Below are 13,588 nucleotides of genomic sequence, written 5' to 3'. Positions count from 1 at the left end.
GGCCGGCCGCCGCGGGCTGGGCGGTGTCGGCCGGGGCGGTGTCGGCCGGGCCGGTGTCGGCGGTGCTCGCGGTGTGGGCCTGGGCGGCCTGGACCGCGACGTCGGGACGCTCGGAGCGCTCGGGGGCGGCCCGCTCGGCACGGGACGGCGCGGGACGGTCCTGCCCCGGCACCGCGGCGGGCGCCGCGGTGGGGACGGCGTCGGGCGACGGCGTGCCGCTGATCGCGATCCGGCGCTCGAGCCGGTCGAGGCGTGCCAGCACACCCTCGGTGCTGTGGTCGGCGGCCGGCAGCAGGATCCGGGCGCAGATGAGCTCCAGCAGCAGCCGCGGCGCGGTGGCGCCTCGCATGTCGGTCAGCCCGGCGGCGACCAGGTCGGCGGCGCGGGTCAGCTCGGCGCGGCCGAACGCGGCAGCCTGCGCGACCAGCCGGTCGGCCTGGTCGCCGGACACGTCGATCAGTCCGGAGGCGGGCGCGTCGGGCACCGCGGAGACGATGACCAGGTCGCGCAGCCGCCGCAGCAGGTCCTCGGTGAAGCGCCGCGGGTCCTGGCCGGTCTCGACCACCTTGTCGACGACGCTGAAGACCGCCGACCCGTCGCCGGCGGCGAAGGCGGAGACGACGTCGTCGAGCAGCGTGTCGGGGGTGTAGCCCAGCAGCCCGCTGGCGAGGTCGTAGGTGACCCCCTGGGGCCCGGACCCGCCCAGCAGCTGGTCGAGCACCGACAGCGTGTCGCGCGCCGACCCGGCGCCGGCCCGCACGACGAGTGGGAGCGCGGCGGGCTCGATCGCGACACCCTCGCGCTCGCACAGCTCGGACAGGTAGCTGGTCAGCAGCCGCGGCGGGATCAGCCGGAACGGGTAGTGGTGGGTGCGCGAGCGGATGGTCGGGATGACCTTCTCCGGCTCGGTCGTGGCGAAGATGAAGCGGAGGTGCGGCGGCGGCTCCTCGACGAGCTTGAGCAGGGCGTTGAAGCCCTGCGTCGTGACCATGTGCGCCTCGTCGATGATGTAGACCTTGTAGCGGCTCTTCACGGGCGCGAAGAAGGCCTTCTCCCGCAGGTCACGGGCGTCGTCGACGCCGCCGTGGGACGCCGCGTCGATCTCGATCACGTCGATGGAGCCCGGACCGTTGCGCGCGAGGTCGCGGCAGCTCTCGCACTCGCCGCACGGGTCGGCGACCGGCGCCTGCTCGCAGTTGAGCGCCCGCGCCAGGATCCGGGCGCTGGTGGTCTTGCCGCAGCCGCGGGGGCCGGAGAACAGGTAGGCGTGGTTGACCCGGTTGCCGGCCAGGGCGGCTCGCAGCGGCTCGGTCACGTGCTCCTGCCCGATCACCTCGGCGAAGGTCTCGGGCCGGTAGCGGCGATAGAGCGCGAGCGGGGAGTCCACGTGTGAACACTAACGAGCGCTCCCGACACGGGGACATCCCGACCGCCCGAGCTCCGGATCGAGGCCCCAGAAAAAGCAGAGGCCCCCCGCGCACCCGACAGAGCCCACTTACCCTTGCTGCCTTCCGGCCCTGGGGGAGTTGGGTGAGATGCCGCCACACGGGGGGTTGGCACCACCTTAGACGACGGCCCCCCGGCGCCCGTAGTCCGGGCCGGCCCACCCACCGGAGGCGATTTCATCCCGCCCCGCGCTCGCCGGTACGCTCCTCCGCGGAGGTATCGCCTAGTGGCCTATGGCGCTCGCTTGGAAAGCGGGTTGGGTTAACAGCCCTCGGGGGTTCGAATCCCCCTACCTCCGCCAGCGGACGGCGTCGACGACAGTCGGCGCCGTCCGGCATTTGCGGGTTGGGTCAACAGCGCTCTACCGATCTCGGAGGGTTCGAATCCCCCTACCTCCGCCAGCGGACGGCGTCGACGACAGTCGGCGCCGTCCGGCATTTGCGGGCGACGGCGTACGACGCCGCGTAACCCGCCGCACAGTCCCCGCCGAACCGCCACGCGATGGGGGACGTCTGGCCTAGGGTCGCCGGATGACCTCGTCGCGCCTGCTCCGGCTGCTCGCCGGCTGCGCCGCCGTGCTCCTCCTCGGGCACGTGGCCGGCCTCGTCGTCCGCGAGGTGTGGGGCGTCGACCCCGAGCTCGGCATGGTGCGGCAGTTCGACCTCAACGCCGAGGGCAACCTGGCCGCCTGGTTCTCCTCGTTCGTGCTCACCATCTGTGCGGGCCTCGCCCTCCTCGTCACGGTGGTGCTGCGCCTGCGCGGGCGTCGGATGGCCGGCCGGTGGGGTGCGATGGCGGCGGTCTTCCTGCTCATGGCCGTCGACGAGACCTCGCAGCTGCACGACATGGCGACCGGCCCGCTCCGCAACGGGCTGGGGCTGGACTTCGGTGCCCTCTACTTCGCCTGGCTGATCCCCGCCCTGCTGCTCCTCGCGGCCGGCGCGGTGTACTTCACGCCGCTGTTCGCCTCGCTGTCGCACGCGGTGCTGCCGAGGTTCGTGTTCGCGATCGTCGTCTACCTCACCGGTGCGGTCGTCTTCGAGATGATCGGCGGCTCGGTCGTCGAGGACGGCCGAGCGGCGCTGAGCTACCTGGCCGTGATGACCATGGAGGAGTCGCTCGAGATCACCGGCGGCCTGCTGCTGGTCAACGCGCTGCTGACCCTCCTCCGCGAGCTGCGGCCGACCCTCACCCTGACCTGGGGCGGCGGTGAGCCGGAGGTGACGCTCGCCGGCGCGCCCCTGGCGGGACCCGTCGCCGAGCGCACCACCCTCGCGCCGACCGACGACTGACGGCCGACGACTGACGCGCCTCCGGCTACCGGCGCCGGACCCGCTCCGTCGGCCGGCTGTAGCGGACGGCGTCCGCGTAGCCCGGCTTGCGGCCGCGCACCTTGACGGTGATCCGCTTGCCGGCGTGCGCGGGCCTGACCACCACCGACGAGCCGGTCGCGCCCGGAATGCGGCGCCCACCGGCGTACCAGGCGTAGTGGAGCCGGACCGGGCCGGGCTCCCACGACCGGGGACGGGCGGTGAGCCGCTCGCCGACCCGCGCCTCCCCGCGGATCCACGGCGCCCCCGGCCTCAGCCGCCCGGGCCTGACCACGGCGGCCGCGGACCGCACGGTCACCGGAGCCGAGGAGCGCAGCCGGCCGGTGACGGCGACCGACAGCTTGTCGCCGAGCAGCGACCTCGAGACCCGGTGGCTCCGCCCGGTCGCCCCGCGGATCGCCCTTCCGTCGGCGAGCCAGCGGTAGGTCAGCCGGGTGCCGGCCGGCCAGTCGCCGGGCCTCACGGTGACGGTCGACCCGACGCGGACGGACCCCCTGATCGACGGGGTGCCGGGCGTCGGCGCGTCGGGCGCCCCCACGACGACCGTCCGCACCTCCGACCGGTCCACCCCGCCGTGCGGACCCGTGACCTCGACGTACCAGCCGTGCTCGCCGGGCGTCGCGTCGTCCCACGCCACCGTCTGCGTGGAGCCGGACGGGACGTCGGTGCGGACGGCGATCTCCCGGGTCGTGAGGATGTCGGCGCGGAAGGCGTCCGTCGCGAGCGTCTTGGTGGCCGGCTCGATGCCCGCCGCGGCGTAGGGGATCTCGAACGCCTGGTGGTCCGGCGCCAGCGACGGGTCCTCCGCGTCGTGGTCCTTCAGCGACGGCGAGTAGGTCCGTACGACGATCCGGTCGCCGGCGTGGTCGAAGTGCAGCAGCCGCAGGTAGCCCAGCCCGCCCTGGGGCAGGCCCTGGTAGTCGAACAGCATCGAGTGCACCGTCCGGTCGGCCGTCCCGTCGCCGTCGTCGTCGAACTCGTCGGTGCGGGTGTAGGCGTCGTGGTAGTGCCCGGACGAGACCGCGAACACGTTGGGGTTGGTCGCCACGACCTCGTCCATGATCCGCTGCGGGATCGGTCCGAGGCCCCCGGTGGTGAGCATGAACTCGTGGAGGTTGATCCACACCTTCCGCTCGGGATACCGGCGGATCACGTCGTTCATCCAGGCGATCTGCTCGTCGCCCGGCGCCCAGCCCATGTAGAGCATCAGGAAGTCCACGCCGTTGGCGCTGACCAGGTCGTAGTGGCCGCGGTTGTCCTGGTGGGACCCGCCGTACCAGGGGTTTCCGGCGAACCGCGCCTCACCGAACCACCGGGAGAAGTGCGCGTAGTCGTTGTCGTGGTGGCCGACGTCGTGGTTGCCGGCGAGCACGCCGTACGGCAGGCCGGCCTGGTCGAACAGGTCGTACGCCGGGTCGGCGTTGAGCCACTGCCGCTCCTCGGTGGCGACGTTGACGATGTCGCCGGTGTGGATGACGTACTGCAGGTTGAGTTCCTCGCGCTGGTCGAGCAGGAACTCGTTGATCGCCCGCTGGTGCGGGTAGTAGTCCTCGGTCTCGTTGTAGTACTGCGTGTCCGACATCCAGCCGATCGTGAAGTCGTACGACGACCGCGGCGTAGCGCCGGGGTGGTACGGCGCCACCGCACTGTCGCGCGTGGAGTGCTGCGGCCCGGCGAAGCCCTCGGAGTGCTGCACCAGCACCGTCAGCTCGCCGGCCTCGGCGTGCCCGGCGGTCGGCACCAGCGCCTCGAGGTCGAAGGCGCCGCCGTCGGCGGTGAGGTGCCGGTCGACCTCGTCCCAGCCCCCGCCGGCCCTGCGGACGTACATCAGCACCTTCGTGCCGTCGTTCGCCGTACCGCTCCAGCTGAGCCGTGCGGTGGCGTCGGCACCGGCGTCGGCGGGGACGGCCACGGTGAACAGCTGGTAGGGCAGCTCGGTGTCCGAGGACACCTCGTGCACGATCCCGTCGGTCTCGCCGAGCCGGCCGAGCTCCTCGTCGGTCAGCACGACCCGGCCGCTGCGGTCGGTTCCCCGGGCGACACCGGTCGTGCCCTCGAAGGCACCGACCTCCGCGTCGGTCGGCACGAAGGTGTGGCCCTCGAGGAAGCGCAGGGTGAGCTCGTCGCCCTCGGGAGAGGATCCGGTGGCGCTCAGCTCGACCTCGCCCTCGGTGGCCGACGCGTCGTCCTCGGGCGAGCCGAGCTCGACCGCGGGCTTCTCGTCGGCGGTCGTGAAGTCGACGGTCTCGGTCGCCTCGTTGCCGACGCGGTCGCTCACCCGCAGCTCGAGCCGGTGCTCGCCGGGCTCAAGGTCGAGCGACGACGTCTCGAAGGGCAGCGGGATCGGCTTGCCGTCCAGGGTCGCGGTGAGGCCGCCGCCGGGCGGGATCCCCGAGCCGGCGTCGGTGGCGGTCGCGTCGATCGTGAACGGGCCCCGCTTGCGGACTCCGTCGGCGACCCCGACCGGCTCGACGGCCGGCGCGGTGTTGTCGACGCGGACGGTGCGGCTGACGCTCGTGTCACCGGCGGTGGCGGTGACGGTGTGCTCGCCGTCCGCCACGGCCGTGGTGTCCCACACGTGCGCGACGGAGTCGAAGGCGTCCGCGGGGACGTCGAAGGTCGCCTTGAAGTAGACGAGGCCGCTGTCGTTGAAGCCGATCCGGGTGTCGGCGTCGGCCGGGCACGGGGTGGCCGCCTCCTCCTGGCCGGCGGACTCGCCGGCCTTGGCGCAGGTCACCGGCCGCAGCACGCGTCCGACGGGCAGGGCGAGCCTGAGGTTCATCGCCGCGAAGTCGTCGTTGTTCTCCACCGACGGCTCCGGCCAGGCCTTCGTGCCGGCGTAGATGCCGACGGTGAGCGGCTCGCCGCGGACCACCTGGTCGACCGGCACCTTCGCGGTGACCGTCTCGACGCGGTCGTAGAAGCCCTGGTCGAAGACGGTGAGGACCTCCTCGCCCAGCTTCACGCCGTTGCGGAAGAAGGCGTCGGTGCTGGTCGCCTCGAACGCGAAGTACGGCGCCGCCTCGAGCGCCGGCACCGTGGCGGTGACCGGGCTGCCGTCGACGTCGAGCGCTAGTGCGGCCGGGTCGCCCTCGGTGGTGGCGGTGACGCGGGTCGGGCCGCCGACGTACTGGCCCTCCTCGAGGTCGAGCCGGACCGGCGCGGCCCCGCCCTCGGCGAGCCGGACCCGGACCGGGCCGATCGTGGTCTCGTTGGTGCCGTCGGTGGCCGTCACGGTGTAGTCCACCCACCGTTTGCCGTACAGGTCGACCTCGGGGATCGAGTAGAGGTACTGGTCGGGCGCGCCGAACTGCAGCAGCCGGGTCACCGGCTCGTCGACGTCGTTGTCGACGGTCAGCCGGACCGTGCGCACGAGCCGGTCGTCGGTGGCCCGGAACCCGAGGTCGAGCCCCGCCGTGTCGGGGAGGTTGGCGCTCTCGTCGCCGGTCAGGTCGGTGACGGCGGGGGCGGTGGTGTCGTCGGGGGTGACCACGAGCCCGCCCGGCACCTGGTCGGGCGCCGCGTAGCCCGGCGTCGCAGTGCCGGTGCCGACCAGCGTCTGCGCGGTTCCTGACTCCCAGCGGTACTGGATCGGCTTGTCGGCGACCGTCTGGTCACCGTTGAGGTAGTAGGCGCGGCTGACGTCGTGGCCGGTGTTGGTCATCACCTGGATGCCGCGCAGTCCGCCGTTGGCCATGCCGCCCGAGCTGATCTCCACGAGGTCGGTCCCGGCGGTGAGGCGGGCGCCGAAGTGCGCGTTGAAGTCGGCGGCCCGCAGGTGGCCGTTCGCGGCGTTCTTGATCCACAGCACCAGCGTCCGCCCCGGCTCGATCACCGGGTCGCTCGGCACGGCGGGCCACAGCGTGGAGTTGGTGGTCAGCAGGCTTGCGTCGATGTAGAGGTAGTTGATCGTGAAGTCGCGGAAGCTCACCGGCCGGTCGGAGCCGTTGTAGAGCTCGATGAACTCGTAGCCGTCGGCGCCGCCCACGTTGGCGGTGTCGGGGGCCACCTCGGTCACCTGGAGGATCGGCGCGTCCAGGGACGGGTCCGGCGGCGGGACCGGGCCCGGCTCGGGCACCGAGGGACCGGGCGGGTCGGTCGGCCCGGTGGTCGGCCCGGTCGTCGGGTCCGTCGGCCCGGTCGTCGGGTCCGTGGGCCCGGTCGTCGGGTCCGTCGGCCCGGTGGTCGGGTCCGTCGGCCCGGTGGTCGGGTCCGTCGGGCCGGTGGTCGGGTCCGTCGGCCCGGTGGTCGGGTCGGTGGGCTCCGGCTCGGGGACCTCGAGCTGCTCGGGGTCGACGGCTCCGGGCGTCGGTGCGGTCAGCGCCGGCAGGTGGCGCGCCGCGACGCCGTCAGCGGGGCGGCCGAAGTGGGCGGTCCTGGTCGTCGACACCGACCCGGCCGGGTAGTGCGAGCTGCTGACCACCGCACCGTCGCGGTCAGCGACCCGGATCGCCCGGTCGCCGCCGTTGGCCATCCCGGCCTGTCCGGTGATGCGCAGCAGCAGGTGGTCGGTGGGCAGGCCCTCAGCCGCGACGCCGGCCCAGAAGTCGCGGAACTGCTGCGCCGTGCGCGCCGCCGAGTCCACGGTGGCCGACTTGTAGGTCAGCCACAGAACGCCGGTGGCACCGGGCGCGAGCGTCGTCCCGACCGCCGACTCGTCCGTGGGGTCGGGGTGCGTCGGGTCGACGGTGAGCGGGGTCGCCGTCGCGCCGTTCACGTAGGCCAGCGCGACGTCGGTGGCCAGGTCGACCGGCGCGTCGGAGGTGTTGGTGACCTCGATGTACTCGTAGTCGTCGTAGCCCGCGTGGTCGGGTGCGATCTCGGTGACCAGCAGCGTGTGCGGTGCGGTCGCCGCCGCGCTGCCGGGTGCGGCGGTGAGGACGACGCCGAGTCCGGCGAGCAGGGTCGCGAGCGACACGAGGACGGTCAGGGCAGGGCGCAGCGGCGCAGGCATCGGTGGCCTTTCGGGAGGGGGCGGCGCGCGGACGCTATCGACGGGCGCTGACGCCGTGACCAACTCCGGGTGAACGGCCCGGTGCCGTCAGGGCACGTGCCGGGGTCGGCCGGGCCTCAGCGTCGGCGGCGGGCGAGCACGGGCCGCAGCACGAGCAGGACCACGAGCGCGCCGCCGCCGGCCAGCCCCCACCAGACGGCGTCCTTGCGCGTCGCGGCGAGCACGTCCTCGCGCTCGGCCGGCGGCTGCGCTCGCGCGACGACCTCCCGCTCCTCCATGCCGTCGGCCATGCCCTGCAGCCGCCGCTGCAGCGCCTCGACCGGCTGTACGACGCCGTGGCCGGTCACCGGGCTGGACCGATCGCCGTTGCCGCTGGCGGTGCGCTCGAGGCGGCGCCGTACCTCCTCGGCGCTGTCGCCGCGGTGGTAGGACCACACGAGCGCGGCGACGCCGGCCACCTGGGCCGCGGACCAGTGGGTGGAGTCCCAGCCGACGACGCAGTGGCCGCCGTCGCGGGCGATCGAGACGGAGCCGATCCCGGGGGCAGCGAGGTCCACCCCGGAGTTGCGGAGCGCGAGGGGCCGCGCCTCGGGACGCGACATGCCGACCGAGACGACGCCGGGGTGCCCGGCGGGCCAGACCCGGTCCACCACGTCCTCGCCGGGCTCCGGCTCGCCGGCGTAGGCGTCGTAGGGCGTCCCCTGGTCCTCCTCGGGGCGGTCGCCGGAGGGGGCGACCACGAGCGCCCCGGCCCGGACCAGGCGGCCGACCGCCCGCTCGAGCTGGGGCGTCGGCTCGACCTGGACCGGGACCAGCACGACGGTCCGGGGACCCAGCCGTGCCCGGACCGCGTCGAGCGCGGCGGCGAGCGCGCCGGCCATCGGCCGCCGGGACTCCTCGTCGCCCTCACCGTGCGGCGCGTCGTAGAACGGGGCGTCGACGAGCCTCGCTCCGGGGGCGATGCCGACCGGGACCTTCGGGCGCTGCTGGTCGGGCCCGGCGACGATGCCGGCGGCCGTCAGGCCGTGGGCGGTCTGCAGCTCGGCGGGGGCATGGCCGGTGGGCACCCGGTCGCGGGCGATGCCGATGCCGCTGTCGACCACGACGACCGTGACGCCCGCCCCAGGGCGCCCGCGGTCGCGGGCGAGCTCCTGGGCCTGGGCCACGTGCAGGGCGAGGTGCCCCTCGTTGTCACCCGTGACGCGCGGGTCGTCGCGTCGCTCGGAGGTGACGTCGGCACAGTCCTCGTCGGCGGCGACCACCGCCGCCGGCCGAGGCACGAGCACGGGGTGCGCATCCGCTGTCGGCAGCGGCGAGAAGGCCAGCGCGGCCCCGGCGAGGCCCACCAGGCATCGGCGGGTCATGAGCACGTCTGTGCCTGCCTGGCCGACGCGGCGGCGGCCGGCGGGCACAGCGCGGCCTCCCTCGACAGCTCCGGGCCGGCGGTGAAGAGCTTGTTCCACGAGTCGGGCACCACGACGGGCGGAACCCGGCCGTAGCCCAGCCTGTCGATCTCGTCCTGGCTGGCGATCGGGTAGCTGAAGCCCCGGTCGTCGACCAGGTGGACCGAGCCGCCGTCGTCGGTGATCCAGTCGGCGGACCGCACGAGGGCGCCGTGGCCCGAGTCGACCGTCGCCTCCTGCCCGTTGGCGGGCACGGCCTCCGCGCTGGCCGCGCCCTCGGGCTCCACCGCCAGCCGGGCGGCGGGCTCCTCGCCCTCCGACGTCTCCAGCACGCCGCACAGCTCCACGTCGCGGGGTGCCTCCTCGAGCAGCTCCTCGGGCCAGTGCGACGCGAGGTAGGGCTGCTCGCCGAAGGTCGCGGTCGTGGGTCGCGGCAGCTCCTCGGGGAACCGGCCGGCGAGCGGGGTGCTCTGCAGCACGGCGGCCGCGAAGCTCGACAGCTCCACGAACCCGTCGCGGGCGACGGCGATCACCCGCGGACCGCTCTGGAACCAGTCGCCGTAGCGCGCGCCGGCGGGGAAGCCGTACTCCTGCCGGGTGGCGCGGTCGACCCGCTCGCCCCAGCCCGCGATGCCGAGGCCCTCCACGTCGAGGGGTCCCCCCTGGGGGAACAGCCCCAGCCACTCCTCCGGGACGGTGGGTGCCTCGCTCGGCGTCGCGACGCCGATCGCCTGGTAGACCTGCTGGTCCTCCCGGTCGGGCATCGCATAGCGGTAGGCCCGCGCCGGCATGCCCTCGGCGGCCGGAGCCTCCGCGAGGAGGAAGTGGTCCCGGCTCCTCGCCCCCCGCACCACGAAGCCGGTGCGCGGCGTGCTCCGCACCTCGCCGTCGTCGCCGACGTGGGCCTTGATGCCGAGCCCGTCGCCCGTGCAGGCCGTCCAGCCGGTGTTGACCAGCTCGCTCGAGGGCGGCACGGTGGCCGGGGCACCGAGGATCCCGATCGGCGAGCCCTTGCGGGCGCCGGCGATCTCCTCGGTGGGCACCTTCTGCGCCGACTCCTCCGAGCCGAGGATCAGCTGGGCGGAGGTGACGTTGATGACGGGCCGCAGGAGCGGCTCGCCGTCGGTGTCCTCCTCGTCGAGGATCACGTAGAGCGCGCCGGAGTCGTCGGTCACCAGTCCCGGCTCGTCCCAGTCCACGTCGGCACGGTCGCTGAGCGCGCCGGCGACCGCGGCGCCCGCGACCAGCAGCACGGCGAGGGCCGCGCCGCCCACGATCATCCGCGCCGGGCGTGCCGGCTCCACCTCGCGCCCGCCTGGAGCACCCGACACGAAGGCGGTCACCAGCCGCCGGCGGCTGAACGCGTAGGCCTCGACGAGGTCCTTCTTGGTGGCCATCGCGGCTCAGCCCAGCTTGTCGTTGACCGAGCCGAACAGCCCGATCGCCAGGACCAGCAGCGGCAGCAGCGCCAGCAGGGCGACCGACTCCAGCACGTCGCCCAGCCGGCCGCGGCGCACCGACGGGGAGGACGGCACGAGGGTCAGTGCGAGGAGCAGCGCACCGGCGACCGCGAGCACGACCGCGAGGGTCGGCCGCCACTCCGGCCAGAGCACCAGCACGGCGACCGCCGCGGCCGCGAGCCCGGCGATGCCCGAGACCAGGCCGACCAGGACCTCGCTGCCGGTGCGGTACTGCCGCGTCCGGAGCATCACCACGAGGCACGCGTCGACCGCCAGCAGCGTGCCGGCGACGCCGAGGCTCACCGCGAGCGGCGCGACCAGCACCAGGAGCAGGCCGACGGTGCCGGTGATGGCCAGCAGGATCTCGTGGGCGATCCGCGCGTCGGCGGCGACCCGTTCGGGCTCGACGTCGTCGGGGTCGGCGGTGATGTCGGCGGGTGAGTAGAGCTGGTCGACCCGGGTGGTCGTCGCCCCGAGCGCGATCCACGGGAAGATGCTGCCCGCCATCACGACCAGCGCCAGCACCGTGGTCAGCAGCGGCGCCGCCTCGAACCCGTCGGGCGAGGAGCGCAGGTAGAGGCCGGTTGCCAGCGCGACCGCGCCGATCACGACCGGCGGGAAGACCAGCGTCCGGCCGGCGCCGAGTCCGGCCGCGCACACCGCGCCGGCGAGCAGCGCCCCTCCGCCGGCGAGGGCGAGCGGCTCCGCGAGGGGCGCGGCGCCGTCGGGAGCGAACATCATGCCGGCGACGGCGGCGTAGCCGGCGCCCAGCCAGGCCACCCCCACGGCCGCCTCGGCCTCGTGCTGCGCGCGGGAGAGCACGATCGCCCCGGCGCACAGCGCGGCGGCGACCAGTGCCGCAGCCGAGGCGGCCAGGTCGGAGTCGCCCTGCACGAGCAGGGCAGCGGCGCCGAGGACCAAGAGCAGGGCCGCCGCGACCAGCGCCGTACGACGCCCGGCGGCCGGCTGCCAGGGCTGGAGGTCGTGCTCGACCACGTCGGTCATCGCCTCGACCACGTCGTCGTAGACCCGGGGCGGCGGGTCGTCGACCCCGGCGGTCACGGTGAGTAGGCCGCCGTCCTCCACCCCCTGCAGCGTGAGGCCGGTGTCGGTGGCGAGGGTGCGGCCGTCGGCGGTCACCACGCGGTAGCCCCCGTGGACGGTGGCCGGTTCGAGGAGTCCGACGCTGCGGGCGAGCTCGGGCAGCAGCTCGGCGACCGGGACCGCGCCCGGCAGGACCAGGTCGACGCGCCGGCTGCCCGAGGTGACGGTGACCCGGACCAGCCCCGAGGCGATCGCCGCGCCCGGCCGGCCTGCCTGTGTCATCTGCTCCGCCTCTCCCGAGAGTCCGGACCGCATCGTACGGACATGCGCGGAGGGACCGACACTGCCGCGTCGGCCCCTCCGGTGCTGGTGGGGTGGCTCAGAAGTCGAACCGGGCCGCGCCCCGCCGGTCGGCCGCCATGTACTCGTCGTTGGACGTGTACACGGTCCGGTGGCTCTCGTCGAGCAGGTCGCGCATCTCACGCATCGCCCAGTCCCAGGCGGCCTTGGAGACGCGGTAGGCCTCCTGCTGGTCGCCGGACCAGGTGGCGACGTGGGGAGCGATGTCGTTCTCGAGGTTGTTGAGGGTCTCGTCCAGCTTCTGGACGGTGGCGTACATGTTCTGGGCGGCGGCGGAGAGCTCACCGTGGTTGACGCGAAGTCCGTCGAGGCTCATGTCTGTCTCCTGGTTGGTCCGTCGGGCTCAGAGCGAGCCGAGCTTGTTGATGAGCTTGTTCATCTCGCCACCGGCCGCCTGGTCGACCGCGACGTTGTCGCGCTCGGTCTCGGTCAGCGAGGCGTGGAACTTGTCGAGGGCGGTCGTGACGACCTTGTGCTTCTCGGTCCACGCCTGGTGGAGGATCATGAACGCCCGGCCGCCGTCGCCCTCCCACTTGCCCTTCAGCGCCGCGATCTGGCCGTCGAGGGTGTTGGAGTGCTGCTGGAACTCGGCCTTGGCCTCGACGACCCGGTCGGCGATGGTCTTGAGCGCGCCCTCTGCGTGGCCGAACTCGATGTTCGAACCTGTCATGTCTGCTCCTCGGTCTGGAAGCGGCCGCAGCCGCGGGGGGATCTGTGGACTGGCTCCCGAGCAGTGCCAAAGAGCCGACGCGGGGCTGCTACCCCGGGCGGCGGACCCGCTAAACCTCAGCCCGTGATTTCCCACAGCTCGCGGAAGAAGCCGACCGCGACGACCACCGAGGCGATGGCGAGGGCACCGCACAGGGCCTCGGCGATCTCGGCGCGTCGCGACCACCACGCCGAGCGCCATCCGCGGCCGACCAGCACCGCCACCAGCACCAGCACCGCCGCCAGGGCGACCGAGGCGGAGACGACCAACGCCAGGAGGCCGCGGTGGTCGGCGGCGAGCAGCCCGAGGAGGGCGTGGCCGACGGCGGCCAGCGACAGCACGCCGGCCGCGCGGAGCAGCCGGCGGGCCAGCACGTGCCGGTAGCTGCGGGCCGCCAGGAGCAGCGCGCAGCCGCCGAACCCGACGAGGCAGCGCGCGCCCACGCGGTCGAGCGGGAGGTCGGCGGTCCGCAGCAGCAGCGGCGCGGACAGGGCCACCACGGCCAGGATCGCCACGGAGGCCGCGCCGGTGGTCCGGGCGCCTCGCGCGGCGACGGCGGCCACCGCCTGCGGGGGTACGACGATCCGACCGCGCCGGCCCGTCGGGCGCTCCCGCGCCGACCAGGCCGTGACGGCGAGCCGCTCGAGGTCGATGAGGTACTGGTCGGGCACGTCGATCGCGATCTCCGGGACGAACCGGGCGGCGAGCACGGCGAGCACGTAGAGCACCGCCCACACCACCTGCGGCGCCGCGCCGGCCAGCGCGGCCAGGGCGGCGACCACGAACCACAGGGCACCGACGGCCAGCCACACGCGCAGCCCCTCCTCGGCCCCGTCGGCCGGGTCGGCCAGGGCGCGGGCGACGGCGGCGGCGACCGCGCC

Annotated in this window: 8 protein-coding genes, 1 tRNA gene, 1 other RNA gene and 1 pseudogene; 2 read left to right on the top strand and 9 right to left on the bottom strand. The window is 74.3% G+C overall.

The window, feature by feature from the left end; all coding sequences use genetic code 11:
• Both ACPOLA_RS18805 and ffs read right to left on the bottom strand, forming a co-directional pair.
• Positions 1-1,378: pseudogene (locus ACPOLA_RS18805) on the bottom strand (DNA polymerase III subunit gamma and tau); the annotation flags it as partial.
• Between the two features lie 86 nt (positions 1,379-1,464).
• An RNA gene (gene ffs, locus ACPOLA_RS18800) (signal recognition particle sRNA small type) lies at positions 1,465-1,555 on the bottom strand.
• Between the two features lie 103 nt (positions 1,556-1,658).
• On the opposite strand from ffs, the gene ACPOLA_RS18795 reads away from it, so the two are divergent.
• Both ACPOLA_RS18795 and ACPOLA_RS18790 read left to right on the top strand, forming a co-directional pair.
• Positions 1,659-1,747, top strand: a tRNA-Ser gene (locus ACPOLA_RS18795).
• Positions 1,748-1,976: 229 nt separating this feature from the next.
• Positions 1,977-2,738 (top strand): DUF8692 domain-containing protein, encoded by a 762-nt coding sequence (locus tag ACPOLA_RS18790; protein WP_435772037.1) that lies wholly within the window; start codon positions 1,977-1,979, stop codon positions 2,736-2,738.
• 25 nt (positions 2,739-2,763) lie between these two features.
• Here ACPOLA_RS18790 and ACPOLA_RS18785 read toward each other — a convergent pair whose 3' ends face one another.
• The 7 genes from ACPOLA_RS18785 to ACPOLA_RS18755 all read right to left on the bottom strand — a co-directional run.
• Positions 2,764-7,731: a metallophosphoesterase gene (locus tag ACPOLA_RS18785; RefSeq protein WP_435772036.1), complete on the bottom strand. Its 4,968-nt coding sequence runs from the start codon at positions 7,729-7,731 to the stop codon at positions 2,764-2,766.
• 116 nt (positions 7,732-7,847) lie between these two features.
• Positions 7,848-9,095 carry a S8/S53 family peptidase gene (locus tag ACPOLA_RS18780; RefSeq protein ID WP_435772035.1) on the bottom strand — a complete coding sequence of 416 codons (1,248 nt, stop codon included), beginning with the start codon at positions 9,093-9,095 and terminating at the stop codon, positions 7,848-7,850.
• Positions 9,092-10,531 (bottom strand): type VII secretion protein EccB, encoded by a 1,440-nt coding sequence (gene eccB / locus ACPOLA_RS18775; protein ID WP_435772034.1) that lies wholly within the window; start codon positions 10,529-10,531, stop codon positions 9,092-9,094. The genes ACPOLA_RS18780 and eccB overlap by 4 nt, the downstream gene beginning before the upstream one ends.
• Before the next feature lie 6 nt (positions 10,532-10,537).
• On the bottom strand, positions 10,538-11,920 hold the full coding sequence (gene eccD, locus ACPOLA_RS18770; RefSeq protein WP_435772033.1) for a type VII secretion integral membrane protein EccD: 1,383 nt from the start codon (positions 11,918-11,920) through the stop codon (positions 10,538-10,540).
• 97 nt (positions 11,921-12,017) lie between these two features.
• Positions 12,018-12,314 (bottom strand): WXG100 family type VII secretion target, encoded by a 297-nt coding sequence (locus tag ACPOLA_RS18765; protein WP_435772032.1) that lies wholly within the window; start codon positions 12,312-12,314, stop codon positions 12,018-12,020.
• A 27-nt stretch (positions 12,315-12,341) separates the two neighbouring features.
• The gene (locus ACPOLA_RS18760) at positions 12,342-12,668 is read right to left on the bottom strand and encodes a WXG100 family type VII secretion target (protein WP_435772031.1); all 327 of its coding nucleotides are present in this window, start codon (positions 12,666-12,668) and stop codon (positions 12,342-12,344) included.
• Positions 12,669-12,784: 116 nt separating this feature from the next.
• Positions 12,785-13,588: hypothetical protein (locus ACPOLA_RS18755; protein ID WP_435772030.1), on the bottom strand; the 804-nt coding region annotated here is incomplete at its 5' end.

Source organism: Nocardioides proteolyticus, from assembly GCF_051280635.3.
Taxonomy (GTDB): Bacteria; Actinomycetota; Actinomycetes; order Propionibacteriales; family Nocardioidaceae; genus Nocardioides.
The sequence above is the reverse complement of the archived record's forward strand: the minus strand, read 5'-3'. Positions and strand labels throughout refer to the sequence as shown.

Coding starts and splice junctions, on each gene's coding strand:
- ACPOLA_RS18790 (WP_435772037.1), top strand. CDS start 1,977: ATGACCTCGTCGCGCCTGCTCCGGCTGCTCGCCGGCTGCGCCGCCGTG.
- ACPOLA_RS18785 (WP_435772036.1), bottom strand. CDS start 7,731: ATGCCTGCGCCGCTGCGCCCTGCCCTGACCGTCCTCGTGTCGCTCGCG.
- ACPOLA_RS18780 (WP_435772035.1), bottom strand. CDS start 9,095: ATGACCCGCCGATGCCTGGTGGGCCTCGCCGGGGCCGCGCTGGCCTTC.
- eccB (WP_435772034.1), bottom strand. CDS start 10,531: ATGGCCACCAAGAAGGACCTCGTCGAGGCCTACGCGTTCAGCCGCCGG.
- eccD (WP_435772033.1), bottom strand. CDS start 11,920: ATGACACAGGCAGGCCGGCCGGGCGCGGCGATCGCCTCGGGGCTGGTC.
- ACPOLA_RS18765 (WP_435772032.1), bottom strand. CDS start 12,314: ATGAGCCTCGACGGACTTCGCGTCAACCACGGTGAGCTCTCCGCCGCC.
- ACPOLA_RS18760 (WP_435772031.1), bottom strand. CDS start 12,668: ATGACAGGTTCGAACATCGAGTTCGGCCACGCAGAGGGCGCGCTCAAG.